Raw genomic sequence first — 23651 nt, 5'->3', positions numbered from 1 at the left:
TTGTTGAAGCGTGCATGATCGCAACCGCAACGTCGGGGAGGTTCGGAGAGCGGGTTCCGGGCCCGGCGGGAGGCGCGTCTCAGGCCTGCCGGGAGGCGAGTTGGACGACGGTGATGTCGGCCGGGGCGCCGACCCGTACCGGCGGTCCCCAGGCGCCCGCGCCGCGCGAGACGAACAGCTGCGTGTCGCCGTACCGTTCGAGCCCGGCGACGGTCGGGTTGGCCAGCTCCGCGAGGTAGTTCCCCGGCCAGAGCTGTCCGCCGTGGGTGTGGCCGGAGAGCTGGAGGTCGACGCCGTGCTCGACCGCGTCGTGGATGACGACGGGCTGGTGGGCGAGGAGGACGGCGGCCCGGGAGCGGTCCCGGTCCCCGAGCGCCCGGCCGAAGTCGGGGCCCTGGCCCTCGGTCTCCCCCGCGATGTCGTTGACCCCGGCGAGGTCGAAGCCGCCCATCTCCACCCGGGCGTTCTCCAGCGGGATCAGCCCCAGCTCGCGGACGTGGTTCACCCACTGCTCCGCACCGGAGAAGTACTCGTGGTTGCCGGTGACGAAGAAGCTGCCGTGCCGGGCGCGGAGCCCGGCCAGCGGCTCGGCGGCGGAGCCGAGGTCGGCCACGGAGCCGTCGACCAGGTCACCGACGACGGCGACCAGGTCGGGCGAGGTGGAGTTGATCGTGTCGACGATCCGCCGGGTGTGCGCGCGGCCGAGGATCGGGCCGATGTGGATGTCGCTGACCACGGCGATCCGGAAGCCGTGGGCCGCCCGGGGCAGCTTGGCCAGCGGCACGGTGACGCGCTTCACGGTCGGCCCGCTCAGCACGTCGGCGGCCCCGTACCCGACGGTGGCGAGCCCGGCGGCGGCAGCGGCCCCGCCGACCACCCGGGAGACGAAGAGCCGGCGGGAGGGGTGTGCGAGGGGGGTGGCGGGGGCGCCGGCGGTGGAGGCGTCGGCGGTCGCGGGCGCGGTGGCCGTGGCGGGGTCGGGAGCGGATGATTCCGGTTCCGGTTCGGCGGGCGGGGTGGTCTCGGGGTCCGGGTCGGCCGAGGCGGCGGAGGGGGCGGGACCGGCCGGGACGAGTTCTTCCGTACGGGGCCGGGTTCCGCCTGTCGTCGTGGCGACGGCCTCCGACGACAGCGCGGCGGTGGTCCGGTCCGCGGCGGCCGCGTCGCGCCTCTCGAGCGCCCGGCGCAGCACCGGGCGGACGAACTCGCCCACCAGCAGGGCCAGCGTCAGATAGAGCAGGGTGGCGAGCCAGAGGAAGCCCGGCCAGGCCAGCACCTGCTGGAGCCAGAAGGGCGCCCCGATCCGGCCGGAGGTCATGGCCCCGACGCTCAGCAGGGGCAGCACGAAGGCCGCGACGGTGCCCGCCGTACGCAGGGCGCTGCCGGGTGCCGTCGTGTCACCGACCAGCCGGCGCCAGACATAGCGGTGCACACTCGCCAGCAGCGCCAGCACCACGAGCGCCACCAGGGCGAAGATCACTGCTGCCATCCGTGCTTCCCTACGTTCCTGTCGTCATGCGCGCTCGTCGCGCAAGGCCCGGACACCACGCAACCCGATCGCGCCGACCACCGTCCCCAGAAGAAAGGACGTGATGGCGAGCAGCAGGTGGACCCAGAAGTACCCGGTCGGCTCGCCCGCGTCGTCGAACGCGAGCCCGCTGCCGTCCTGCCACAGGTTCTTGACGAAAGTGATCCAGATGAACCAGCTCCACACCCCGAAGACGAGCAGGAACCAGGAGACGGGGCGGCTGAGCTTCATGGGTCCAGTATCGCCGCCGCCCTCGCGGCCCCTCGTCCGGGGTGGCGTCCGAAAGGAGCAGTCCCGGCCATCCCTCCGGCGGGTCAGCCGGTCCGGGTCCTCATCCACATTTTCGCCCTGTACGTTTTCGACCGTGCCCGCTCTGAAAAAGATCGCTTTGACGGTCGCCTCCGCCGCAGTGATGTCCACTCTTGTCCTTGCTCCCGCGTCGGCGGCCGAGAAGGACAAGGAGAAGGACAAGCAGCCCGTACCGAACCACATCATGTCGAGCGTCGGGGGCGAGCAGCTCTCCATGAACGGCACCCAGGTCAACCTCGGCCCGGGGGCACCCGTGCTGCCGAAGGACCTGACCGCCCGCTCGTGGATCGTCGCGGACGCGGAGAGCGGCCAGGTGCTGGCGGCGCACAACTCCCACTGGCGGCTGCCCCCGGCCTCCACCCTGAAGATGCTCTTCGCGGACACGGTCCTGCCCGCGCTCCAGCCGACCTCCTTGACCTACAAGGTCAAGGAGAGCGACCTCACCGGCGTCGGCGAGGGCAGCAGCCTGGTGGGCGTCAAGGAGGACCACTCGTACACGGTCCACGATCTGTGGCTCGGGGTCTTCCTGCGGTCGGGCAACGACGCGGTGCACGTGCTCTCGGAGATGTACGGGGGCGTGCCCAAGACGGTGGCGGCGATGCAGCGGCACGCCGAGGAGCTCCAGGCGCTGGACACCACGGTGGTCTCGCCGGACGGGTACGACGCGCCGGGCCAGGTCTCCAGCGCCTACGACCTGACGCTGATCGCCCGCAGCGGGATGCAGAAGAAGGACTTCCGCGAGTACGCGGCGACGGCCTCCGCCGACTTCCCCGGGGAGCAGAAGGGGAAGAAGCGCGAGACCTTCGAGATCCAGAACACCAACCGGCTGATCACCGGGGACAACGGCGTCGACCCGTACCGGGGCATCGCGGGCGTCAAGAACGGCTACACCACCCACGCCGGCAACACCTTCACCGGCGTCGCCGAGCGCGACGGCCGGGTGCTGCTGGTGACCGTGATGAACCCGTCGGCGGACGAGAGCCACGCCGTCTACAAGGAGGCGGCCCACCTGCTCGACTGGGGCTTCTCCGCGAGCGGCAAGGTGCGGCCGGTCGGTGAGCTGGTGCCGCCGAAGTCCGTGGACACGGGCGCCGGTACGGTCTCCGGCGGCAAGGGAGCGCAGCCGGCGGCCGGGGCGGACCAGGGCTCCGGGGGCCAGGCGAAGGCCGCGCACGCGGCGGCGGCCGGGCAGGGCTCCGGGGGCGTCGGGATCGCGCTGGCGGTCGTCGGCGGGGTGCTGGTGCTCCTGGCTGCCGGGGTGTTCCTGGTGAACCGCCGCTGGCCGGTGCCGGGCCTGGCCCGCCGCCCGCAGGAAGGAACGGCGGGCGGGCCGGAGGACGAGCGGCCGGAGACGAAGGACCAGCCGGAGAAGCCGGAGAAGTCCGCCGGGGAGTGACTCAGGCGGTGCGGGTGGAGCCGCCGGCGCCCTCCACGGGCCCGGCGGCTTCCGCGTTCCCCGGGCCGTCCTCCGGCGCCCTCTCCGGCTCCCCGGCCGGCTCCAGCTCCTCCTCCTTGGAGCCGGTCGCGGTCCAGGCGGAGCAGAACAGCAGCAGTTTCGCGGTGAAGTTGATCCAGAGCAGCAGCGCGATCGGCACGCCGAACGCCCCGTACATGCTCTTGCCCGCGACCTCCTTCATATAGCTGCCGAGCAGCAGCTTGAGCAGTTCGAAGCCGACCGCGCCGATCACGGCCGCGACCACCAGCCGGCGCCGGGGCGGCTCGACCCCGGGCAGCAGCGAGAGCAGATAGAGCATCAGCAGGAAGCCGCCCAGGGCCGCCACCAGCAGGGCGGCCACCCGGAGCAGGACGCCGCCCGCCCCGCCCTCCGGGATGCCGAGCCGCTCGGCGGTCCACCCGACGGCCGTCGAGCCGACCGTGGAGACCGCGAGGGTGGCGAGTCCGGCGCCGCCCAGGCCGACCAGGAGCACGGCGTCCTTGAGCTTGGCGACGACCGGGTTGGCCTCCTGGACTTCGTCCAGCTCCCAGACCGCGCGCAGGCACTCCCGCATCGAGCCGATCCAGCCGACGCCCGTGAACAGCAGCAGCGCACCGGCCACCAGACCGACCGTCCCCGCGTTGGCCACCAGGCCGTCGATGCCCAGCTGGTCGGAGATGCCCGGCACCTGCTCGGCGAGCTTCTCCTTGATGGTGTCCAGCTGCTGGTCGCTCAGCAGGGCGGCCGCGATGGCCGCGCCGACCGCGATCAGCGGGAAGAGCGCCAGGAAGCTGATGAAGGTGATCGCGGCGGCGAGCCTGGCCCAGTGGACCTTCTCCAGCCGCTCGTAGGAGCGCCAGGCGTGCGTCTCCATCAGCCGGAAGACGAGCGGCCCGACGACGGGGAGTTTCTTGAGCCAGTCCATGGACGTACGCGTACCCTCCCGGGCCCGGAAAACCGTCGGACCGCACCGAGGACTCTTCCGGACGCGTCCGGACGGACCACGCCTCGCCCCGGTGACACGCGCTTCATCACCCATTCCGGTGAGGGGTGTAACAAAGGGGACGAATAGGTTTTCCCGTGTCATACGGCCGGGGCTACGGTCACGGGCATGTCCGTCGACACGGTGTCCTTGACCGGCTGGGGCCGCACCGCCCCGACCACCGCCGTACGGTTCCGCCCCCGTACGTACGAGGAGGCGGCTGCCGTGGTCCGGGGCCGCGGCCCCCGGGGCGCCCTCGCCCGGGGGCTCGGGCGGGCCCCCGGGGACGCGGCGCAGAACGCGGGCGGCTCGGTGCTCGACATGACCGGGCTGGACCGGATCCGCGCCCTGGACGAGGTGGCGGGGACCGTCCGCTGCGATGCGGGGGTGAGCCTGGAGCGGCTGCTGCGCGTGCTGCCGCCGCGTGGCTGGTTCCCACCGGTCGTGCCGGGGACGGGCCGGATCACCGTGGGCGGCGCGATCGGCTCCGACGTGCACGGCCTCGACCACCCGGCCGCCGGTTCGCTCGCCCGGCACGTCGTCGCGCTGGAGCTGCTCACCGCCGACGGCGAGGTCCGTACAGTGGCCCCCGGCACCGCCCTCTTCGACGCGACGGCCGGCGGGCTGGGGCTGACGGGCGTGATCCTCTCCGCCACGCTGCGGCTGAAGCGGGTGGCGACCGGGCTGATCTCCGTCTCCACCGAGCGGGCCCGCGATCTGGACGACCTGCTGGCGCGGTTCACGTCCGGCGGCGACCGGATGCCGTACGCCTCCGCCTGGGTCGACCTCTCCGCGCGGGGCCGGGCTGCCGGGCGCGGTGTCCTCACCCGGGGGGAGCATGCGCCCCTCGCCGTGCTACCGGCGCACGCCCGGCGCACAGCGACTCGGCGACAGCGTGAGCCGTGGGCCGCCGCTCTGTCGGCCCTGCCCGGCGGGCTGCTGGGCCCGGCCGCCGCCACTCTGGCGGACGAGGTCCGCTACCGGAGTGCGCCCCGCGCGCGGAGCGGTGAGCTGCGGACGCCCGCCGCCTTCTTCCACCCGCTGGACGCCGCCCCGGCCGCGGACCGGCTGCACCGGCTGTACGCCCTGTCCACCGGCCGCTCCGGGCTCGTGCGCTACCGGTTCACGGTGGGGTACGGGCAGGAGGAGGCGCTGGGCCGGGTGGTGCGGCGGATCGCGGCGCGCCGCTGCCCCGCGCTCCGGGCCGGGCTGCAGCGGTTCGGCGCCGCCTCCCCGGGGTGGCTGTCGTTCCCCGCGCCCGGGTGGGCGCTCGCCGTCGAGCTGCCCGCCGCGCTGCCGGGGCTGGGCCGCTTCCTGGACGGGCTCGACGCGGAGGTGGCGGCGGCCGGGGGCCGGGTCTGCCTGGCGCAGGACTCCCGGATGCGCCCGGAGACCGCCGCCGCGATGTACCCCCGGCTTCCGGAGTTCCGGCAGCTGCGGGCGGAGCTGGACCCGACGGGGGCGTTCCGCTCGGACCTGGCCCGCCGGCTCGACCTGTGACCCGCCCCGCCCCCCGTAGTCACGTTTTCCCTGAACAGGAGTGTTCCGTGAAGGACGCCTTCGGTGCCCCGCAGTCCCTGCTCGTCCTCGGCGGCACCTCCGAGATCGCCCTCGCCACCGCGCGCCGCCTGATCGCCCTGCGCACCCGCCGGGTCTGGCTGGCGGGCCGCCCCTCCCCCGCCCTGGACGCCGCCGCCGTCGAGCTGCGCGACCGGGGCGCCGACGTCCGTACGGTCGCCTTCGACGCGCTGGACACCGACAGCCACGAGGAGGTGCTCGGGAAGGTCTTCGCGGAGGGGGACATCGACGTGGTGCTGATGGCGTTCGGGGTCACCGGGGACCAGGCACGGGACGAGGAGCAGCCGACGGCCGCCGTGCGGGTCGCCCAGACCAACTACACCGGGTCGGTCTCGGCGGGGCTGGTGTGCGCCGGCGCACTTCAGGCGCAGGGGCACGGTTCGCTGGTGGTGCTCTCCTCGGTGGCCGGTGAGCGGGTCCGGCGCGCCGACTTCATCTACGGCTCCAGCAAGGCGGGGCTCGACGCCTTCGCCCAAGGGCTGGGGGACGCGCTCCAGGGCACCGGCGTACAGGTGCTGATCGTGCGCCCCGGGCCCGTACGGACGCGGGCGAGCGCCGGGCGGCCGGAGCAGCCGTTCACCACCACCCCGGAGGCGGTCGCCGGGGCGATCGTGACGGGGCTGCGGCGGCGGTCGGAGACGGTGTGGGTGCCCGGTTCGCTGCGGGGGGTGATGTCGGCGCTGCGGCACGTGCCGCGCCCGCTGTTCCGGCGGCTGCCGGTCTGACCGGCACCCGTCGGCGGCCGCGGCCGGCAGCGGCTCCGACCGGCGGGTCCTCTCCGGCGGCGGCCCCGGGTCAGGGGCGCAGCGACGGCGCGTCGAGCGTGTAGCCGCCCTGGGCCGGGACGGCGGGGGTGTTGCCGCCGGAGCCGAAGGGGAAGTCGCGGAGCTTGCGCCAGACCGCGTCCGCGCCCTGCTCGTACAGGGCGAAGGAGCCGCAGGTCCAGGCCGCCTCGTAGTCGGCCAGCTCGGCATAGGCCCGGTCCATCGCCTCTTCGGAGATGCCGTGCGCCACGGTGACGTGCGGGTGGTACGGGAACTGGAGCTCGCGCACCAGCGGCCCCGAGGCGTCCCGGACCCGCTTCTGGAGCCAGGAGCAGGCGGAGGCGCCCTCCACCACCTGGACGAAGACCACCGGGGAGAGGGGCCGGAACGTGCCGGTGCCGGAGAGCCGCATCGGGAAGGGGCGGCCGGCCATGGCGATCCGGTCGAGGTGCGCCTCGATCGCCGGCAGGTCGGCCGCCTCCGCCTCGGTGGGCGGCATGAGGGTGACGTGGGTGGGAATGCCGTAGGCGGCAGGGTCCCCGAAGCTCGCGCGCCGCTCCTGGAGCAGGCTGCCGTAGGGCTCCGGGACCGCGATCGAAACGCCGAGCGTTACGGTCCCCACGTCGTTCTCCTCCGTCGTCGATGGTCGATTTCCGGCCTTGCGCCACGACCTGCCGCCGCAAGTGTGGCCCCTCGGGCCCCGATCTCGCCAGGGCCCTTGGACTCAGTGCTTGGCGGGCAGGAAGCCCATCCGGTCGTACGTCTGCGCCAGGGTCTCGGCGGCGACGGCCCGGGCCTTCTCCGCTCCCTTGGCCAGAATGGAGTCCAGCGTCTCCGGGTCGTCCAGATATTCCTGGGTGCGGGCCCGGAACGGAGTGACGAACTCCACCATGGCCTCGGCCAGGTCCGTCTTGAGCGCCCCGTAGCCCTTGCCCTCGTACGACCGCTCCAGCTCCTCCACGGAGCTGCCGGAGAGGGTGGAGAGGATGGTGAGCAGATTGCTGACGCCCGGCTTCTTCTCGGCGTCGAAGCGGATCACCGTGTCGGTGTCGGTGACCGCGCTCTTCACCTTCTTGGCCGTGGCCTTCGGGTCGTCGAGCAGGTTGATGAGGCCCTTCGGCGTGGAGGCCGACTTGCTCATCTTGACCGCCGGGTCCTGGAGGTCGTAGATCTTCGCCGTCTCCTTGAGGATGTACGGCGCCGGGATGGTGAACGTCCGCCCGAACCGGCCGTTGAACCGCTCCGCGAGGTCCCGGGTCAGCTCGATGTGCTGGCGCTGGTCCTCGCCCACCGGGACCTGGTTGGCCTGGTAGAGCAGGATGTCCGCGACCTGGAGGACCGGGTAGGTGAAGAGGCCGACGGTGGCCCGGTCGGCGCCCTGCTTGGCGGACTTGTCCTTGAACTGCGTCATCCGGGAGGCCTCGCCGAAGCCGGTGAGGCAGTTCATCACCCAGCCGAGCTGGGCGTGCTCGGGCACATGGCTCTGCACGAAGAGCGTGCATCGCTCCGGGTCCAGGCCGGCCGCGAGCAGCTGCGCCACCGCGAGCCGGGTGTTGGCCCGCAGCTCGGCGGGGTCCTGCGGGACGGTGATCGCGTGCAGGTCCACGACCATGTAGAAGGCGTCGTGCGTCTCCTGGAGCGCCACCCACTGGCGCACCGCGCCCAGGTAGTTGCCGAGGTGGAACGAGCCGGCGGTGGGCTGGATCCCGGAGAGCACACGGGGGCGGGCGGGCGCGCCGGGGCGGCCCGTCTGCGGCTGGTCGGTGGAGAGCGCGGGGCGATCAGAGGCCATGGGCCCATTGTCTCAGGTGCGGGGGCCATCTCCGGCAGCCGGTGCGGGGCGCAGCGGGGGCGCACCCGCTCGGGCGCGGGGCCGCTCACGCCCCGGGAGCGCGCGCCTGAGACGAAGCACACATTCCGGCCGCCGGAGCGCGCGCGGGGCCGTCGGGAGGTGGGCGTACGGGAAGCGCGCGCGGCCGCACAGGGCGCGTGCGCGGGCCGGTGCGGAGGCGGGCGAGTGGACCGGCCGCGGCGGGGAGGGCGTGCCACAGCACGGGACGCGTGCGCCGGGGAGCGTGCGGCGCTGCGCCGGGGGCTGCGCGGGCGGGCGCGCCGGAGAGTGAAGGTTTCCCCGCGCCGGATGTGACCGACGATACAAAGTGGGCACCACCCCACGCCCACGCCGTACGACGAACGGAGATCCCGTGTCCGCCACGGAAACTGCCATCGCCTCCGCCGAGGCGCACAGCGCGCACAACTACCACCCGTTGCCGGTCGTCGTGGCCTCGGCCGAAGGCGCCTGGATGACCGATGTCGAGGGGCGCCGCTACCTCGACCTGCTCGCCGGGTACTCGGCGCTCAATTTCGGCCATGGGAACCCCCGGCTGATCGACGCGGCCAAGGCCCAGCTGGAGCGGGTGACGCTGACCTCCCGGGCCTTCCACCACGACCGGTTCGCGGACTTCTGCACGCAGCTGGCCGAGCTGTGTTCCATGGAGATGGTGCTGCCCATGAACACCGGGGCGGAGGCCGTGGAGACGGCGGTGAAGACCGCCCGCAAGTGGGGGTACCGGGTGAAGGGCGTCCCGGACGGGATGGCGAAGATCATCGTGGCCTCGGACAACTTCCACGGCCGCACGACGACGATCGTCAGCTTCTCCACGGACCCGGAGGCGAGGGCCGACTACGGCCCGTACACCCCGGGGTTCGAGATCGTGCCGTACGGGGATCTCACCGCGCTCCGGGAGGCGATGACCGAGAACACCGTGGCGGTGCTGCTCGAACCGATCCAGGGCGAGGCCGGTGTGCTGGTGCCTCCGGCCGGCTATCTGCCCGGGGTGCGGGAGCTGACGCGCGAGCGGAACGTGCTCTTCGTCGCGGACGAGATCCAGTCGGGGCTGGGGCGTACCGGGAGGACGTTCGCGCTGGAGCACGAGGGCGTGGTGCCCGACATGTACCTGCTGGGCAAGGCGCTCGGCGGCGGGGTGGTCCCGGTGTCGGCGGTGGTCTCCTCGGCGGAGGTCCTCGGGGTGTTCCGGCCCGGCGAGCACGGCTCCACCTTCGGCGGGAACCCGCTGGCGTGCGCGGTGGCGCTGGAGGTGATCGCGATGCTGCGGACCGGGGAGTTCCAGGAGCGCGCCGCCGAACTGGGCGACCACCTCCACCGGGAGCTGGGGCTGCTGGTGGGCGGCGGGGCGGTGGAGACCGTGCGCGGCCGGGGGCTGTGGGCGGGCGTCGACATCGCGCCCGCCCTGGGGACCGGCCGGGAGATCTCGGAACGGCTGCTGGCGGAGCGGGTGCTGGTGAAGGACACCCACGGCTCGACCATCCGGATCGCCCCGCCGCTGGTGATCTCCAAGGAGGACCTGGACTGGGGACTGGACCGGCTGCGTACGGTGCTCAGCGTCTGAACCGCTCGGAAGAGGACCGAAGGGTCAGAGGATGACGTGGGGCAGGAAGCGGGCGTACTCGTCCGTGACCGGCCCCGCCGATTCCCGGATGCCGAGCCCCGCCGCCTCGTCCTCCACCACCCACGCCCCGAGCACCACCCGGTTGCCGTCGACGTCGGGCAGCGGAGCCAGCTCCTGGTAGCAGCACGGCTCCTCGCGCGGGACGGCCGGGGAACCGGGCCCGTGCAGGTCGACCCCGGCGCCCTCGCGGCCCAGCAGCGGCTTGGAGACGTATCCCGCCCCGCCGGGCCCGGCCAGCTCGCGCGGGCCGTCGAGATAGGCGGGCAGCAGGTTCGGGTGTCCCGGGTACAGCTCCCAGAGGACCGCCAGCAGCGCCTTGTTGGAGAGCAGCATCTTCCAGGCGGGCTCGATCCAGCAGGTGGTGCCGGAGCCCCCGCCGTTGTCGAGGGTCTCCAGCACCTGCGGCCCGAACCGGTCCGTGGTCAGCCACTCCCACGGGTAGAGCTTGAAGCAGCTGCGGATGAAGCGGAGCCGGTCGTCGACGAACCGCCCGCTCAGCCGGTCCCAGCCGATCTCCTCCACGGAGAGCGCCTCGGTGTCGAGCCCGGCCTGCTGGGCGGTCTCGCGCAGATACGCGACCGTCATCAGGTCCTCGCCGGCCTCGTCGCCCTCCGAGTGCGCGAAGTGGACCGGGCCCCGCGGCAAGAGGCGCGCCTGCCGCTTCCAGGCACCGACCAGCCGCTCGTGGAGCGAGTTCCACTGGTCGGCGCCGGGGAACCGTTCCTCCATCCAGAACCACTGCGGACTGGCCGCCTCCACCAGCGAGGTGGGGGTGTCGGCGTTGTACTCCAGCATCTTCGCCGGGCCGTCCCCGTCGTAGCGCAGGTCGAACCGCCCGTACAGGGAGGGCAGTTCGTCGCGGCGGCGCCAGGACTCGGCGACCAGGGCGGCCAGGCGCGGGTCGGTGATCCCGAGGTCGGCGAACCGGTCCCGCTCCACGATGTGCGCGGCGGCGGCCAGGCTCATCGTGTGCAGCTCCTCGACGGTCTCCTCCAGCGCCTCGACCTCGGGCAGCGAGAAGACGTAGTAGGCGCTCTCGTCCCAGTAGGGGCGCAGCGAACCGTCCGGGTGGCGGGTGAGCGGGTAGACGAGCCCCTGGGACTCGACGGTCTGCTGCCAGCCGGGGCGCGGTGCGATCGTGCGGCGCTCCACCGGGCTCAGCCTCCGCCGGACTTGGTGCAGCCGAAGCCGCCCCGGTCGACCGCCGACTTGTCGAAGCTGCCGCCCTGGACCTTGCCGTCGCCGCCCTTGCCGCCGCCGTAGTAGTACGAGCCGCTGCCGCCGCTGCGGCACTCGGAGCTGGGCAGGGTCTTCTGGGTCGTCCGGTCGGCGCACCGCCGGTCCGGCTCCGAGCCGCAGGAGGTGATCGTCAGGGCGAGCAGCCCCATGCCGCCGAGCACGACCGTGCTCGACCTCAGCCTTCGTGGTGCCATGTTCAGTTCTCCCCCGTGGTACGTGGTACGGCCCGGCACCCCGTTCACGCCGGACGTCTTGTCAGACTAGTTGTAGGGTGCGCCGGTTCGAAAGCCGCAAACATCCGGGCGTACGGCGGGGATGCGGCGGGAAGCCCGACGGGGCATGGCCGGGGTCCGGCCGGAGGTGCGGCGGGGGCATGGCCGGGGCACGGGCTACGGCAGCGCACGGCAGAGCGCGTCCAGCGCCCCCGCCCAGGCGCTCTCCGACGGTGCGCCGTAGCCGATGACCAGGGCGTCGCGGCCGGCCGGGGCGTCGGGGTGGCGGAACTCCGCGAGGCCCTCCAGGGGCAGGCCCCGGGCGGCGGCCGCCTCGATCACCGAACGCTCGGTCCCGGCGGGGAGTTCGACGACCGCGTGCAGCCCGGCCGCGATCCCGCCGACCTCGGCGCCGGGCGCGCGTTCGGCCAGAGCGGCGACGAGCTGGTCGCGGCGGCGCCGGTAGCGCGCCCGCATGGAGCGCACATGCCGGTCGTACGCCCCCGAGGCGATGAACTCCGCCAGCGTCAGCTGCTCCACGGCCCCGGAGGTCCAGTCGGCCGCGCTCTTCGCCGCCACGGTCTCCTCCACCAGGCTCCGGGGCAGCACCATCCACCCCAGCCGCAGCCCGGGAGCGAGGGACTTGCTGGCGGTGCCGAGGTACACCACCCGCTCGGGGTCCAGTCCTTGGAGCGCCCCCACGGGCTGCCGGTCGTAGCGGAACTCCCCGTCGTAGTCGTCCTCCAGGATCAGGCCCCCGGTGGCGCGGGCCCAGTCGACGGCGGCGGCCCGCCGGTCCGGGTGGAGCGGCACGCCGAAGGGGAACTGGTGTGCCGGGGTGAGCAGGACCGCCCCGGCACCGCGCATCGCGGCCAGCTCCCCGGTCCGGGCGCCGAGGTGGTCCACCTCCAGGCAGGGGGTGGCCAGGCCGGTGCCGGTGAGGAGGGCGCGGTGGTGGCCGAGCCCGTGCGACTCGACGGCGATCTCGCGCACCCGGCGCCGGCGCAGGACCGTACCGAGCAGCCGCAGCCCGTGGGAGAAGCCGGAGCAGATCACTATGGCGTCCGGGTCGGCGTGGACGCCCCGGGCCCGGGCCAGGTACTCGGCCAGCACCGTGCGCAGCTCGGGGCGCCCGCGCGGGTCGCCGTAGTCGAAGGCCTCGTCGGGTGCGGCGGTGAGCGCCTTGCGGGCGGCCCGGAGCCAGGCGGTGCGCGGGAAGGCCGAGACGTCCGGGGAGCCGGGCATGAGGTGGTGGCCGGTGCGGGGGCGGGACGGGCGGGCGGGTACCGCCACCGGGGCCGCCCGGCGTGGCACGGCCCGCTGCGCGACCCGGGTGCCCGAGCCCTGGCGGGCGGTGAGCCAGCCCTCGGCGACGAGCTCGGCGTAGGCGTCGGCGACGGTGTTGCGGGCGACGCCGAGGTCGGCGGCGAGCGCCCGGGAGGACGGCAGCCGGGTCCCGGGGGCCAGCCGCCCGCCGCGCACGGCCTCCCGCAGGGCCCGGGTCAGCCCGCTGCGCAGCCCCGGACCGACCGGTTCCAGATGCAGGTCGGCGCCGAAAGTGGCCCACGAATCCGTCATGGAGATGGACCATACCGGTGCGCCACCGGGCCCGTAGCGTCGAAGCCATGACGACGAATCCCGTCCACCACGCCCACGGACCCGCGCCCTCCCCGTACGCCCCCGAGCACCCCGCCCGAATGCCCTGGGCCGAGCTGGTCCCCGACGTCTTCCAGGCGATGGTCCGGCTGGACACGGCCGCCCGGAAGGGGCTCGACCCGCTGCTGCTGGAGCTGGTGAAGGTCCGGGCCTCCCAGCTCAACCGGTGTGCGCTCTGCCTGGACATGCACTCCAAGGACGCCCTCGCGGCGGGCGAGAGCGTCGAGCGGCTCGTCCAGCTCAGCGCCTGGGACGAGTCGCGCCACTTCTACACGGAGAAGGAGATCGCGGCGCTCGAACTGACGGAGGCCGTCACCGTCCTGACCGACGGGTTCGTCCCGGACGAGGTGTACGCCCGGGCCGCCGGACACTTCGAGCAGGCCGAACTGGCCCGGCTGATCGCCGCGATCACGGTGATCAACGCCTGGAACCGCTTCGGAGTGACCACCCGCCAGGTGCCGGGGCACTACACACCGGGGGACATCGCGCACTGACCGGCCGCGGCGGGGGCGGCAGCACGGCACCGGGGCCCCGGCAGCGGGTGTGCTGCCGGGGCCCCGGTGTCGTGCGGGTGCGCGTGCGCGTGCGCAGCGCGTGGACAGCCCCGTACGTGGACAGAGCCGTACCTGAACAGCGCCGTACGTGGACAGAGCTGTGCGTACGCGGTGCTGTGCGGGCGCAGGGCCTACGGGTCAGATCAGGCCGAGCTCGCGGACCGCGTCGCGCTCCTCGGTCAGCTCCTTGACCGACGCGTCGATGCGCGTACGGGAGAACTCGTTGATGTCCAGGCCCTGGACGATCTCGTACGAGCCGTTCTTCGTGGTGACCGGGAAGGAGGAGATGATGCCCTCGGGGACGCCGTAGGAGCCGTCCGACGGGATGCCCATCGAGGTCCAGTCGCCCTCGGCGGTGCCGTTGACCCAGGTGTGCACGTGGTCGATGGCGGCGTTGGCGGCCGAGGCGGCGGAGGACGCGCCACGGGCCTCGATGATCGCGGCGCCGCGCTTGGCGACGGTCGGGATGAAGGTGTCGGCCAGCCACACCTCGTCGTTGACGACCTCGGCGGCGTTCTTGCCGGCGATCTCCGCGTGGAAGATGTCCGGGTACTGGGTGGCCGAGTGGTTGCCCCAGATCGTCAGCTTCTTGATGTCGGAGACGGCGGCACCGGTCTTGGCGGCCAGCTGCGAGATCGCGCGGTTGTGGTCCAGGCGGGTCATCGCGGTGAAGCGCTCGGCCGGTACGTCCGGGGCGGCGGCCTGCGCGATGAGCGCGTTGGTGTTGGCCGGGTTGCCGACGACGAGGACCTTGATGTCGTCCGCGGCGTGGTCGTTGATGGCCTTGCCCTGCGGCTTGAAGATGCCGCCGTTGGCGGCGAGCAGGTCGCCGCGCTCCATGCCCTTGGTGCGCGGGCGGGCGCCGACGAGCAGGGCGACGTTCGCACCGGCGAAGCCGACGTTCGGGTCGTCGGTGATCTCGATGCCGCGCAGCAGCGGGAAGGCGCAGTCGTCGAGCTCCATGGCGGTGCCCTCGGCCGCCTTGAGGCCCTGCGGGATCTCCAGGAGGCGCAGGTTGACCGGCACGTCCGGGCCGAGCAGGTGGCCGGAGGCGATGCGGAAGAGCAGCGCGTAGCCGATCTGGCCGGCAGCGCCGGTCACGGTGACATTCACGGGAGTGCGGGTCATGGCGGTCTCCGTTAGAGAGCTGGCGGTGGGGGTCCCGGCCCCTGGTGCCGGACCCTGGTGCGGGAGATCCCTTCGCGCCCGGATCACATCTTGACGTGAAGAGATATCCGGCGGTCAGGCTATCGGACCCGGGCAGGGCGGGCCGCCCTGCCCCCTGTGGCACCGCACACAGCCGGTCACACAGCGCGTGCGGAGTGCGCCGGGCAGGGAGTGCCGGGTCCGGGCGGGACCCGGCTCTCAGGCCGTGCAGCCCTTGGTGCCGGAGGTGAGGGTCGCGCAGGCCTTGACGTCGGCCGGCTTCTCCACCGCGACCATCGGCGTGTACGCCTCCGTGACCGAGACCTGGCCGTTCTGCGCGGCCGCCGCCGCGCTGCCGGTGATCGTCACGGTGTCGCCGGGCCCCGCCTCGGTGAGCCGTGCCCAGGCGGCGGAGCAGACCTCGCTGTAGCGGACCTCGACCCGGGCGGTGCCGATCGCGGTGGTGGTGACCGTACGCGCGTACTCGCCGCCGCACCCCATCGCGTCCGGGTTCTGCCCGGCGCACTCGTCGCCCCGGCACTCGACGCCGTCCGGCAGTCCGGCGGCGGGCTCCTCGGAGGCGCCCCCGGCCGGCTCCCCCTCGGACGGGGTGGCCGCCGGGGTCGTCGCGGCCGTCGTCGGGGTTGCCTTGGTCGGCTTGTCGCCGGGCGCGAGCATCACCGCGCCGGTGATCACGATCAGCGCTCCGACCGCGCCGACGCCGAGCCTGACCGGATTGCTGCCACCACCGGGCGGGCTGTTCCGCCGGGCACCCTGCCCCGGCTGCTGCTGCGGCCCCGGGGTGCCGGAGCCGCGCTGGGCGGGGATGTGCGGGGCGCGGCCGTCTCCGTCGGGGTGGTGTGGACCGTCGCCGAACGGGCTGTCGCCGTGCGGGCCGTTGCCGTACGGACTGTCCCCGAACGGACCGTCGCCGTACGGGGCTTGCGCGTAAGGGCCTTCGCCGTACGGGCCGTTGGCGTACGCGGCGCTGTGATCGCTCGTGCCGGTCGCGGTCGCGCCGCGGCCCACGGCGCCCGCCGCCTCCGCCGAACCGGGCGCCTCGCGCACCTGGCGGATGCGGAGGGTGTCTGTCGTCGTCCCATGGTGCGTACCGGCCCGGCTCCAGGCCCGCTCGGCCGGCTCCCACAGGGTCGTGAGGTGGTGCTGCGGGACGCCCGTCACATCGGCGAGGGCCACGACGGCACGGCGCGGAGGGAGCAACTCACCGTTGAGATAACGCTCCCAGGAGGTCGCGCTGAAGCCCGTACGGTCGGCGACCGTGCCGACGTCCAGCCCGCTGTGGTCCACGAGCCTGCGCAACCCGCTCGCGAACTCCCGTATCCGCGGGTCGATTTCGTCGGGCAGTGCCTTCCAACGAGGCATGGCGCCTCCCCCTTGTCATCCCCCGGTGCATCCCGGACGTGCTTTCCTGTGCCCCCGCTGCCGGCCGGTCCCGCCGGCCTGTGCGCTCCCCGGACCGGTCAGCTGTTCGTCCGTCACGCCGTGCCAGTCTGCCATCGTTGCGCAGCGATCACACCGTGCCGGAATGGTCACTTCCGTGCCACAGGCCCCAGGGGAACCTTGTAGCGACCCTCCATGTCCATGACGCTTGAGCCAGGACGGGGCAAGGCCGCTCCCTTCGCCGTGAGCCGGAGGCTGTCGCTCCGGAGCCCCGGACCGTGCTGTCCGTCCCTCGTCGGGGGTGGGGACGGGCAGCCCGGGCGGGCACCTCCTGACGGGTGTCCGCCCGGCCCCACGGCTTCCGGCAGCCGGGCCGTGCCTGCCGGGCCCGGCCTGCGCTGCCAGGCCTGGCGGGCCGTTCCTGCCGTGCCCGCCGTGCCGCTTCAGCGGATCGTGAAGCGGACCGCGTCCTCCAGGATCGGCACGTCCAGCCACGGTTTCGGCTGCGCGACCAACGCGAGCAGCACGATCAGGGTGCCCATCAGCCCGTACGTCACCAGGTCGGTGAAGCGGGACCGCACCGCGAGCATGCCGACCGACGGGACCGCCCAGCGCAGCACGGCCCCGGCGATCAGGGCCGCGCCGATCAGGATGATGCCGATCCGGAACGCCTCGGCGAACGGGTCCAGCGCCACGATCAGCAGACCGACGCCCGCCGCGGAGATCACGGAGAGCAGCGGCCACTGCCGGGCCGGGGCGGGCGCGTCCCCGGGTGCGGCCCGGCCGCCGCCCTCGGGACGCGCGGTGTCCCGCGTGAAGAGCGGGAACCGCCGGGACTTACGGGGCGCGGCCGCCGGTCCGGCGGGGCCGGCGTCCGCGCGCTCGCCCTCGCCGGACTCGGCGGCTCCAGGCGCCCTGTCTCCCGGCGCCCCGTCTCCGGACCGCCCGTTCCGCGCCGCCGCGTTCCCGGCCTCCGCGCCCGCGCTCACCGCACCCGCGCCTTCCGCCTCCGCACGTCCCGTACCCGCGCTTTCCGCAGCCGCGTCGCCGGTCCCCGGAGAGGCCGCCTCCGGAGAGCTCGCCTCCCCGGAGGTCTCCTCCCGGGGGCCGTCCTCGCGCGGAGCGCCCGGCCCGGAGCGGGGCCCCTCGGGGGCGCGCCCCTCGGAGCCGCCCGCCACGTCACCGCTCTCCGGCCCGCCGACCGGCCGGTCGCCCGCCGGGGCGGGTTCGGCCGGGCTCGTACCAGCACCCATGGGGTTCCCTCCGGATCCGGCCGTCAGCCCGCGGCAGCCGCGTCGGCGGCCTCGGCCGCGGTCCGCTCGGCCGCCTCGACCACGTTGACCAGGAGCTGGGCGCGGGTCATCGGGCCGACGCCGCCCGGGTTCGGGGCGACCCAGGCGGCCACCTCGCGGACGCCGGGGTGCACATCGCCGACGATCTTGCCGTTCTCGTCCCGGCTGACGCCGACGTCGAGCACGGCCGCGCCCGGCTTGACGTCCTCGGCCTTGATCAGGTGCTGGACGCCCGCGGCGGCGACGATGATGTCGGCCTGGCGCAGATGGGCGGAGAGGTCCCGGGTGCCGGTGTGGCACTGGGTCACCGTGGCGTTCTCCGTCTTGCGGGTCAGCAGCAGCGGGATCGAGCGGCCGATGGTGACACCGCGCCCGACGACCACGACGTGCGCCCCGTCGATCTCCACGCCGTGCGCGCGCAGCAGTTGGACGACGCCCTGCGGGGTGCAGGGCAGCGGGCCGGTCTCGTTGAGGACGAGGCGGCCGAGGCTCATCGGGTGCAGCCCGTCGGCGTCCTTGGCCGGGTCCATCAGCTCCAGGACGCGGTTGGTGTCGATGCCCTTGGGCAGCGGCAGCTGGACGATGTACCCGGTGCACTCCGGGTTGGCGTTCAGCTCCCGTACGACGTCCTCGATCTCCTCCTGGGTGGCGGTGTCGGGGAGTTCGCGCTGGATCGAGCCGATGCCGACCTCGGCACAGTCGCGGTGCTTGCCGTTCACGTACCAGCGGCTGCCCGGGTCGTCCCCGACGAGCAGGGTGCCGAGGCCGGGGGTGATCCCCTGTGCCTTGAGGGCCGCCACACGGACGGTCAGATCGGACTTGATCGCGGCAGCGGTGGCCTTGCCATCGAGAATCTGGGCAGTCATGGACCCATCCTCGCGGATGACCCCGCCCGCATACCAATTGCCTGTGCCTCACCTGTGCCGTACCGGTGCGCCACCCGTGCCCCGACTGTGGCCGAGATTGCACTTGCACAACGTCCGGGGCTCCGGACTGGACAAACGCGGGGCGCGCTTATAACGATGAAGCCCGCGGTTGTACGGGGGGCGGGCCGCTGAACGTCGTCCTTCCTCCGTGTGGCCACCCGTCCCCACACGTCTGTTGAAGGAACACCCCTTATGAGCTTCGGCGACCCGAACAACCCGTACGGGCAGCAGCCCGGCCAGCCTCCCCAGGGACCGCCGCAGGGACAGCCGGGCTACGGCTACCCCCAGCAGGCTCCCCAGGGCGTTCCGCAGCAGGGTTACGGCTACCCGCAGAGCCAGCCGGGCTACCCGCAGGCGGGGTACCAGCAGCCCGGCCAGCCCTACGGCGGGGGCTACCCCCAGCAGCCGGGGTACGGCAGCGGCATGCCGCAGCTGGCGCACTGGGGTCTGCGGGCGGGCGGCCTGATCATCGACGGGCTCGTCATCGGCCTCCCGTACGGCATCCTCGTCGGCATCGGCGGCGCCATGGGTGACGCGGCGGGCGGCGTCATCGCGCTGCTCGGCGTCCTGCTGATGATCGGTCTCGCCATCTGGCAGCTGTACCAGGAGGGCACCACCGGCCAGACGATCGGCAAGAAGGCCGTGGGCATCCGCCTGCTGCGCGAGGCCGACGGCCGTCCGCTGGGCTTCGGCATGGCCTTCGTGCGCCGCCTGGCCCACTTCCTCGACAGCATCGCCTGCTACATCGGCTGGCTGTGGCCGCTGTGGGACGAGAAGAAGCAGACGTTCGCGGACAAGGTCTGCTCCTCGGTGGTCGTCAAGGCCAACTGAAGCGCCTCCGGCATGGCGTGAGGGCCGCATCCGTTCCGTACGGGTGCGGCCCTCACGCGTACGGGACCGGAACCAGGACCGGACCGGAACCAGGGCCGGACCGGGACCGGGGCCGGGACCGGGGCCGGGACCGGGGCCGGGACCGGATCGGGGCCGGGACCGGATCGGGGCCGTACGGCCGTTGCGTACGGCCGTTGCGTACGGCCGCTCAGCCCTTGCGCACGCCCGGGATCTCCGCCGGCTCCGGCGTCGTCCGTTCCATCACCACGAAGCTGCCGCCCCGGTGCTTGAGCCGGTAGCGCGCCTCCGGGTGGAGCTGCTGGGCGTACGCCACCGGGTCCTGGATCGGGCGGGACCAGCCGAAGTCCAGGTTGATGGCGACGATGTCGGGCGCGGTGCCGGGGGCGCCCCCGATCCAGTAGACGGTCCGGTCCGAGGTGAGGTGGGCCATGAGCGTGATGTCCGTCTCGACCCGCGCCCCGACCGGGATGGCCCGCATCGCCGCCCGGGCCGCCTCGCTGCGGGCGTCGCCGACGGCGCTGTAGGTGTGCGGGCGCAACAGGTCGCGCAGCGGCAGATGCTGGGTCATCGCCACGGCGACGGCGGCGGCCACGGGGAGGGCGACCTTCGCGTACGAGGAGAGCCAGGGGCGGTCCGAGGCGCGGCTGCGGCGGACGCCGTCGGCCATCGCCAGGAACAGGACCGGCATCAGGATCGCGCTGTAGTGCCAGACCATGCCCCAGTGGTTGCTGTCCTGGGAGAGCAGCCGCCAGCCGAGCGTGGGGATGATCAGCAGCGTCAGGGGCGAGCGCAGCGCCATGAACGCGGTGATGCCGATGAGGAAGACCAGCATCTCGATCTTGACGGCGGAGTTCAGGGCGCCGAGGACCGAGTCCAGCATCGAGACGTCCTGCTCGCCGTTCTTGTCGATCTTCTGCCAGTAGTCGTACGTCCCCGCGCTGCTGGCCGCCGGGATGAGGACGACGAGGGTGACCACGAAGGCGGCCACCCCGAAGGCGGCGAGCAGCGCGCCCTGGAGGCGGCGCCCGTACACGAAGAGCAGGAAGCCGACGACGGCGACGGTCGCGCCCAGGTCCTCCTTGACCAGGACCAGCGGCAGCGACCAGAGCAGGGCGGCCGTGTACCGCTTCAGGAGCAGGGCGCGGCAGACCAGGGCGAGGAGCGGGACGGCGAAGGCGATCTCGTGGAAGTCGGACTTCACCGCCTCCTGGATGCCCCAGGAGAGTCCGTACGCCACCGTGGCGCAGAGCCCGGAGCGGCCGCCGAGCAGTTGCTGCGTGGTGCGGCCGACGATGACCGCGCCCAGCGCGAAGAACGCGGCCTGGGCGAAGAGCAGGGACTCGGCGGAGGGCCAGAGCCAGTAGAGCGGGGCCAGCAGGGCGACGATCGGGGAGAAGTGGTCGCCCAGGATCAGATAGCCGGGGCCCTTGATGTCGACGACGGGCGCCCGGAAGTCCGCGTACGCCCGGACCTCCTGCTCGAAGATCCCGAGGTCCCAGGAGGGCGAGCCGAAGCGGGCGTACTGGAGGTAGGAGTAGAGGAAGTAGAGCCCGCACAGGAGCGCGCCCGCGATCAGATACGGCCCGAGGGGCACGCGTTCGGCGGCGGGGGCCGCGGCCCGGTCCGGGGAGCCGTCGGCGGGGCGGGTGTCCGGACCGGTTCCCTGCGCGGGCAGCCGTCCCGGCTCCGTCCGGTCCGTTCCACTCTTGTTCAGCTCAAGCACGGTGACTGCTCCCGCTGGGATTCCTGCGCTTCTTCGGCCACGGCCGCTCGACCGGACACGGCCGTTCATTAGAACAGAGCGGCGAGGTGATTCCGTACGACGGACACGGCGGACACCGGCAGACATGGCGGACACCGGCAGGCACGGAGAGGCAGGACGGGCACGGCAGGCGCGGGGAGACAGGGCGCGAGGCCGCGCCCCGGTGCGACGGGGCGCGGCCTCGTGTCCTGATCAGTGGAAGAAGTGGCGCGTCCCGGTGAAGTACATCGTGACGCCCGCCTTCTTCGCGGCCTCGACGACCTGCTCGTCGCGGACCGAGCCGCCGGGCTGGGCGACCGCCTTGATACCGGCGGCGGTGAGGATCTCCAGGCCGTCGGGGAACGGGAAGAAGGCGTCGGAGGCGGCGTACGCACCGGCCGCCCGCTCCTCGCCCGCCCGCTCGACGGCGAGCTTCGCGGAGTCGACCCGGTTGACCTGGCCCATGCCGACGCCGACCGAGGCGCCGCCCTTGGCGAGCAGGATCGCGTTGGACTTGACCGCGCGGCACGCCTTCCAGGCGAAGGCCAGCTCCTTCAGCTCGGCCTCGGAGAGCGCGTCGCCGGTGGCGAGCATCCAGTTGGCCGGGTCGTCGCCCTCGGCCTGGAGGCGGTCGGTGACCTGGAGAAGGGCGCCGCCGTCGACGGGCTTGACCTCGGTCAGCGCGGCCGGGGCCTCGGGGGCGCGGAGGACGCGGATGTTCTTCTTGCGGGCCAGCACCTCGACGGCGCCGTCCTCGTAGGCCGGGGCGACGATGACCTCGGTGAAGATCTCCGCGACCTGCTCGGCCAGTTCGACCGTCACCGGGCGGTTGACGGCGATGACCCCGCCGAACGCCGAGAGCGGGTCGCAGGCGTGGGCCTTGCGGTGGGCCTCGGCGACGTCGTCACCGATCGCGATACCGCACGGGTTGGCGTGCTTGATGATCGCGACGCACGGCTCGGCGTGGTCGTACGCGGCCCGGCGCGCGGCGTCGGTGTCCGTGTAGTTGTTGTACGACATCTCCTTGCCGTGCAGCTGCTCGGCCTCGGCCAGGCCGCCGGAGCCGGAGGTGTAGAGGGCGGCGGGCTGGTGCGGGTTCTCGCCGTAGCGCAGGACGCTCTTCCGGGTGAGGGCGTCGCCCAGGAACTCCGGGAGGCCCGAGTCGTCGGCGGGCGCGTAGCCGTCCACGAACCAGGAGGCGACGGCCACGTCGTAGGCGGCGGTGTGCTGGAACGCCTCGGCGGCCAGCCGCTTGCGGGCGGTGAGGTCGAAGCCGCCCGCCTGCACGGCGGCGAGGACGTCCGCGTACCGGTCGGGGCTGGTCACGACGGCCACGGAGGGGTGGTTCTTGGCGGCGGCGCGGACCATGGAGGGGCCGCCGATGTCGATCTGCTCGACGCACTCGTCGTCGGAGGCGCCCGAGGCGACGGTCTCCTTGAACGGGTAGAGGTTCACGACCACCAGGTCGAACGGCTCGACGCCCAGCTCGGCCAGCTGCTCGCGGTGGGCGTCCAGGCGCAGGTCGGCGAGGATGCCGGCGTGGACGCGGGGGTGCAGCGTCTTGACCCGGCCGTCCAGGCACTCGGGGAAGCCGGTCAGCTCCTCGACCTTGGTGACGGGGACTCCGGCGGCGGCGATCCTCCCGGCGGTGGAGCCGGTGGAGACGAGTTCGACGCCCGCCTCGTGCAGGCCGCGGGCGAGGTCTTCGAGCCCCGTCTTGTCGTAGACACTGACCAGGGCGCGGCGGATGGGCTTATTCACCGACATGACCGAGATGAACCTTTCGTCCCTCAATGCGATGGCCGTCACGGGCGATCCGCCCCACGGCCTCGACGAGCAGCGAGCGCTCGACTTCCTTGATGCGTTCGTGGAGGGCGGCTTCGCCCTCCGGGGTGTCCTCCTCGGTCACCTCGACCACGCCCTGCGCGATGATCGGACCGGTGTCGACACCGTCGTCGACGAAGTGGACGGTGCAGCCCGTGACCTTGACGCCGTACGCGAGCGCGTCACGCACCCCGTGGGCGCCGGGGAAGCTGGGCAGCAGGGCGGGGTGGGTGTTGACGGTCCGGCCGCCGAAGGCGGCGAGGAACGCCGGGCCCACGATCTTCATGAAACCCGCGGAGACGACGAGGTCGGGGCGGTGCTCGGCCACGGCCGCGGTGAGCGCAGCGTCCCACTCGGCACGCGTGGCGTGGTCCTTGAGCCGGCACACGAAGGTGGGGATTCCGGCCCGCTCGGCCCGCTCCGCCCCGCCGGTGCCGTCCCGGTCGGCGCCGACGGCGACGATCCGCGCCCCGTACGCCGCCGGGTCGTCGCCGATGGCGTCGAGCAGGGCCTGCAGGTTCGTACCGGATCCGGAGACCAGCACGACCAGCCGGGCGGGAGCGGCGGAGGGGGGCGGGGAGGCCACGTCGGGGCCCTTTCTCGCGTGGTGGACGCGCGGTGACGCGGGTGCGGAGTGCTCTTTGTAGGGTCGTACGAAAGAATCGCTTCGCCCGATACGGGGAACCCTACGAACGGGCCGACCGTCAGCAACGATACCGGCACACCGGGCGGCCCCCACGGG

21 protein-coding genes are annotated in these 23651 nt (G+C 73.3%); 6 read left to right on the top strand and 15 right to left on the bottom strand.

Annotated features, from left to right (window positions below):
• Positions 1 to 79: 79 nt before the first annotated feature.
• Both ACQ9ZG_RS21465 and ACQ9ZG_RS21460 read right to left on the bottom strand, forming a co-directional pair.
• Complete coding sequence (locus tag ACQ9ZG_RS21465; protein ID WP_499281099.1) at positions 80 to 1489, bottom strand: metallophosphoesterase; 1410 nt, start codon at positions 1487 to 1489, stop codon at positions 80 to 82.
• A 24-nt stretch (positions 1490 to 1513) separates the two neighbouring features.
• Positions 1514 to 1759 carry an SCO4848 family membrane protein gene (locus tag ACQ9ZG_RS21460; RefSeq protein ID WP_015610857.1) on the bottom strand — a complete coding sequence of 82 codons (246 nt, stop codon included), beginning with the start codon at positions 1757 to 1759 and terminating at the stop codon, positions 1514 to 1516.
• Between the two features lie 133 nt (positions 1760 to 1892).
• On the opposite strand from ACQ9ZG_RS21460, the gene ACQ9ZG_RS21455 reads away from it, so the two are divergent.
• Positions 1893 to 3233: a D-alanyl-D-alanine carboxypeptidase family protein gene (locus tag ACQ9ZG_RS21455; protein WP_332836317.1), complete on the top strand. Its 1341-nt coding sequence runs from the start codon at positions 1893 to 1895 to the stop codon at positions 3231 to 3233.
• Position 3234: 1 nt separating this feature from the next.
• On the opposite strand, the gene ACQ9ZG_RS21450 is transcribed toward ACQ9ZG_RS21455, so the two are convergent.
• Positions 3235 to 4197 (bottom strand): YihY/virulence factor BrkB family protein, encoded by a 963-nt coding sequence (locus ACQ9ZG_RS21450; RefSeq protein WP_109914458.1) that lies wholly within the window; start codon positions 4195 to 4197, stop codon positions 3235 to 3237.
• 186 nt (positions 4198 to 4383) lie between these two features.
• On the opposite strand from ACQ9ZG_RS21450, the gene dprE1 reads away from it, so the two are divergent.
• Positions 4384 to 5754 carry a decaprenylphosphoryl-beta-D-ribose oxidase gene (gene dprE1 / locus ACQ9ZG_RS21445; RefSeq protein ID WP_499281098.1) on the top strand — a complete coding sequence of 457 codons (1371 nt, stop codon included), beginning with the start codon at positions 4384 to 4386 and terminating at the stop codon, positions 5752 to 5754.
• 47 nt (positions 5755 to 5801) lie between these two features.
• Positions 5802 to 6557, top strand: a complete 756-nt coding sequence (gene dprE2 / locus ACQ9ZG_RS21440) for a decaprenylphospho-beta-D-erythro-pentofuranosid-2-ulose 2-reductase (protein WP_499281096.1) — start codon at positions 5802 to 5804, stop codon at positions 6555 to 6557.
• A gap of 70 nt (positions 6558 to 6627) precedes the next feature.
• Here dprE2 and ACQ9ZG_RS21435 read toward each other — a convergent pair whose 3' ends face one another.
• Both ACQ9ZG_RS21435 and trpS read right to left on the bottom strand, forming a co-directional pair.
• The gene (locus ACQ9ZG_RS21435) at positions 6628 to 7218 is read right to left on the bottom strand and encodes a 2'-5' RNA ligase family protein (protein WP_084992740.1); all 591 of its coding nucleotides are present in this window, start codon (positions 7216 to 7218) and stop codon (positions 6628 to 6630) included.
• Positions 7219 to 7320: 102 nt separating this feature from the next.
• Positions 7321 to 8313, bottom strand: coding sequence for a tryptophan--tRNA ligase (trpS, locus tag ACQ9ZG_RS21430; protein ID WP_109914265.1), 993 nt, complete (start codon positions 8311 to 8313; stop codon positions 7321 to 7323).
• A gap of 487 nt (positions 8314 to 8800) precedes the next feature.
• Between trpS and rocD the strand changes: the two genes are divergently transcribed.
• Positions 8801 to 10006 carry an ornithine--oxo-acid transaminase gene (rocD, locus tag ACQ9ZG_RS21425; protein ID WP_084992742.1) on the top strand — a complete coding sequence of 402 codons (1206 nt, stop codon included), beginning with the start codon at positions 8801 to 8803 and terminating at the stop codon, positions 10004 to 10006.
• Between the two features lie 24 nt (positions 10007 to 10030).
• On the opposite strand, the gene ACQ9ZG_RS21420 is transcribed toward rocD, so the two are convergent.
• The 3 genes from ACQ9ZG_RS21420 to pdxR all read right to left on the bottom strand — a co-directional run bounded on the left by ACQ9ZG_RS21420 (position 10031) and on the right by pdxR (position 13095).
• Positions 10031 to 11218 (bottom strand): glutathionylspermidine synthase family protein, encoded by a 1188-nt coding sequence (locus ACQ9ZG_RS21420; protein WP_109917228.1) that lies wholly within the window; start codon positions 11216 to 11218, stop codon positions 10031 to 10033.
• 5 nt (positions 11219 to 11223) lie between these two features.
• Positions 11224 to 11499 carry a hypothetical protein gene (locus tag ACQ9ZG_RS21415; protein WP_084997038.1) on the bottom strand — a complete coding sequence of 92 codons (276 nt, stop codon included), beginning with the start codon at positions 11497 to 11499 and terminating at the stop codon, positions 11224 to 11226.
• A 195-nt stretch (positions 11500 to 11694) separates the two neighbouring features.
• On the bottom strand, positions 11695 to 13095 hold the full coding sequence (gene pdxR / locus ACQ9ZG_RS21410) for a MocR-like pyridoxine biosynthesis transcription factor PdxR (protein ID WP_499281094.1): 1401 nt from the start codon (positions 13093 to 13095) through the stop codon (positions 11695 to 11697).
• 47 nt (positions 13096 to 13142) lie between these two features.
• Between pdxR and ACQ9ZG_RS21405 the strand changes: the two genes are divergently transcribed.
• Positions 13143 to 13667, top strand: a complete 525-nt coding sequence (locus ACQ9ZG_RS21405; RefSeq protein ID WP_028416611.1) for a carboxymuconolactone decarboxylase family protein — start codon at positions 13143 to 13145, stop codon at positions 13665 to 13667.
• Between the two features lie 198 nt (positions 13668 to 13865).
• Here ACQ9ZG_RS21405 and ACQ9ZG_RS21400 read toward each other — a convergent pair whose 3' ends face one another.
• The 4 genes from ACQ9ZG_RS21400 to ACQ9ZG_RS21385 all read right to left on the bottom strand — a co-directional run bounded on the left by ACQ9ZG_RS21400 (position 13866) and on the right by ACQ9ZG_RS21385 (position 18432).
• On the bottom strand, positions 13866 to 14855 hold the full coding sequence (locus tag ACQ9ZG_RS21400) for a malate dehydrogenase (protein WP_028416612.1): 990 nt from the start codon (positions 14853 to 14855) through the stop codon (positions 13866 to 13868).
• A gap of 237 nt (positions 14856 to 15092) precedes the next feature.
• Positions 15093 to 16256, bottom strand: a complete 1164-nt coding sequence (locus tag ACQ9ZG_RS21395) for a helix-turn-helix domain-containing protein (RefSeq protein ID WP_499281092.1) — start codon at positions 16254 to 16256, stop codon at positions 15093 to 15095.
• 461 nt (positions 16257 to 16717) lie between these two features.
• Positions 16718 to 17527, bottom strand: a complete 810-nt coding sequence (locus tag ACQ9ZG_RS21390; RefSeq protein WP_499281090.1) for a DUF3017 domain-containing protein — start codon at positions 17525 to 17527, stop codon at positions 16718 to 16720.
• A gap of 23 nt (positions 17528 to 17550) precedes the next feature.
• The gene (locus ACQ9ZG_RS21385; protein WP_018490907.1) at positions 17551 to 18432 is read right to left on the bottom strand and encodes a bifunctional methylenetetrahydrofolate dehydrogenase/methenyltetrahydrofolate cyclohydrolase; all 882 of its coding nucleotides are present in this window, start codon (positions 18430 to 18432) and stop codon (positions 17551 to 17553) included.
• A 252-nt stretch (positions 18433 to 18684) separates the two neighbouring features.
• On the opposite strand from ACQ9ZG_RS21385, the gene ACQ9ZG_RS21380 reads away from it, so the two are divergent.
• A complete protein-coding gene (locus ACQ9ZG_RS21380; RefSeq protein WP_028416615.1) occupies positions 18685 to 19323 on the top strand; it encodes an RDD family protein in 639 nt (212 codons plus the stop codon).
• 208 nt (positions 19324 to 19531) lie between these two features.
• Here the strand turns inward: ACQ9ZG_RS21380 and ACQ9ZG_RS21375 are convergent, their stop codons facing one another.
• The 3 genes from ACQ9ZG_RS21375 to purN form a co-directional block, all read right to left on the bottom strand.
• A complete protein-coding gene (locus ACQ9ZG_RS21375; RefSeq protein WP_109915653.1) occupies positions 19532 to 21067 on the bottom strand; it encodes a DUF2079 domain-containing protein in 1536 nt (511 codons plus the stop codon).
• A gap of 231 nt (positions 21068 to 21298) precedes the next feature.
• On the bottom strand, positions 21299 to 22852 hold the full coding sequence (gene purH / locus ACQ9ZG_RS21370; RefSeq protein ID WP_109915654.1) for a bifunctional phosphoribosylaminoimidazolecarboxamide formyltransferase/IMP cyclohydrolase: 1554 nt from the start codon (positions 22850 to 22852) through the stop codon (positions 21299 to 21301).
• Entirely contained in the window at positions 22839 to 23495 is a 657-nt protein-coding gene (purN, locus tag ACQ9ZG_RS21365; protein WP_028416618.1) for a phosphoribosylglycinamide formyltransferase, read from the bottom strand. Before purN ends, purH begins: the two co-directional genes overlap by 14 nt.
• Positions 23496 to 23651 lie beyond the last annotated feature (156 nt).

The organism is Streptomyces araujoniae (genome assembly GCF_050871195.1).
GTDB lineage: Bacteria > Actinomycetota > Actinomycetes > Streptomycetales > Streptomycetaceae > Streptomyces > Streptomyces bacillaris.
The sequence above is the reverse complement of the archived record's forward strand: the minus strand, read 5'-3'. Positions and strand labels throughout refer to the sequence as shown.

Bases quoted from the DNA above. Each gene is read 5' to 3' on its own strand.
- ACQ9ZG_RS21465 (WP_499281099.1), bottom strand. From the start codon at position 1,489: ATGGCAGCAGTGATCTTCGCCCTGGTGGCGCTCGTGGTGCTGGCGCTG.
- ACQ9ZG_RS21460 (WP_015610857.1), bottom strand. From the start codon at position 1,759: ATGAAGCTCAGCCGCCCCGTCTCCTGGTTCCTGCTCGTCTTCGGGGTG.
- ACQ9ZG_RS21450 (WP_109914458.1), bottom strand. From the start codon at position 4,197: ATGGACTGGCTCAAGAAACTCCCCGTCGTCGGGCCGCTCGTCTTCCGG.
- dprE1 (WP_499281098.1), top strand. From the start codon at position 4,384: ATGTCCGTCGACACGGTGTCCTTGACCGGCTGGGGCCGCACCGCCCCG.
- ACQ9ZG_RS21415 (WP_084997038.1), bottom strand. From the start codon at position 11,499: ATGGCACCACGAAGGCTGAGGTCGAGCACGGTCGTGCTCGGCGGCATG.
- pdxR (WP_499281094.1), bottom strand. From the start codon at position 13,095: ATGACGGATTCGTGGGCCACTTTCGGCGCCGACCTGCATCTGGAACCG.
- ACQ9ZG_RS21405 (WP_028416611.1), top strand. From the start codon at position 13,143: ATGACGACGAATCCCGTCCACCACGCCCACGGACCCGCGCCCTCCCCG.
- ACQ9ZG_RS21400 (WP_028416612.1), bottom strand. From the start codon at position 14,855: ATGACCCGCACTCCCGTGAATGTCACCGTGACCGGCGCTGCCGGCCAG.
- ACQ9ZG_RS21395 (WP_499281092.1), bottom strand. From the start codon at position 16,256: ATGCCTCGTTGGAAGGCACTGCCCGACGAAATCGACCCGCGGATACGG.
- ACQ9ZG_RS21390 (WP_499281090.1), bottom strand. From the start codon at position 17,527: ATGGGTGCTGGTACGAGCCCGGCCGAACCCGCCCCGGCGGGCGACCGG.
- ACQ9ZG_RS21385 (WP_018490907.1), bottom strand. From the start codon at position 18,432: ATGACTGCCCAGATTCTCGATGGCAAGGCCACCGCTGCCGCGATCAAG.
- ACQ9ZG_RS21380 (WP_028416615.1), top strand. From the start codon at position 18,685: ATGAGCTTCGGCGACCCGAACAACCCGTACGGGCAGCAGCCCGGCCAG.
- purH (WP_109915654.1), bottom strand. From the start codon at position 22,852: ATGTCGGTGAATAAGCCCATCCGCCGCGCCCTGGTCAGTGTCTACGAC.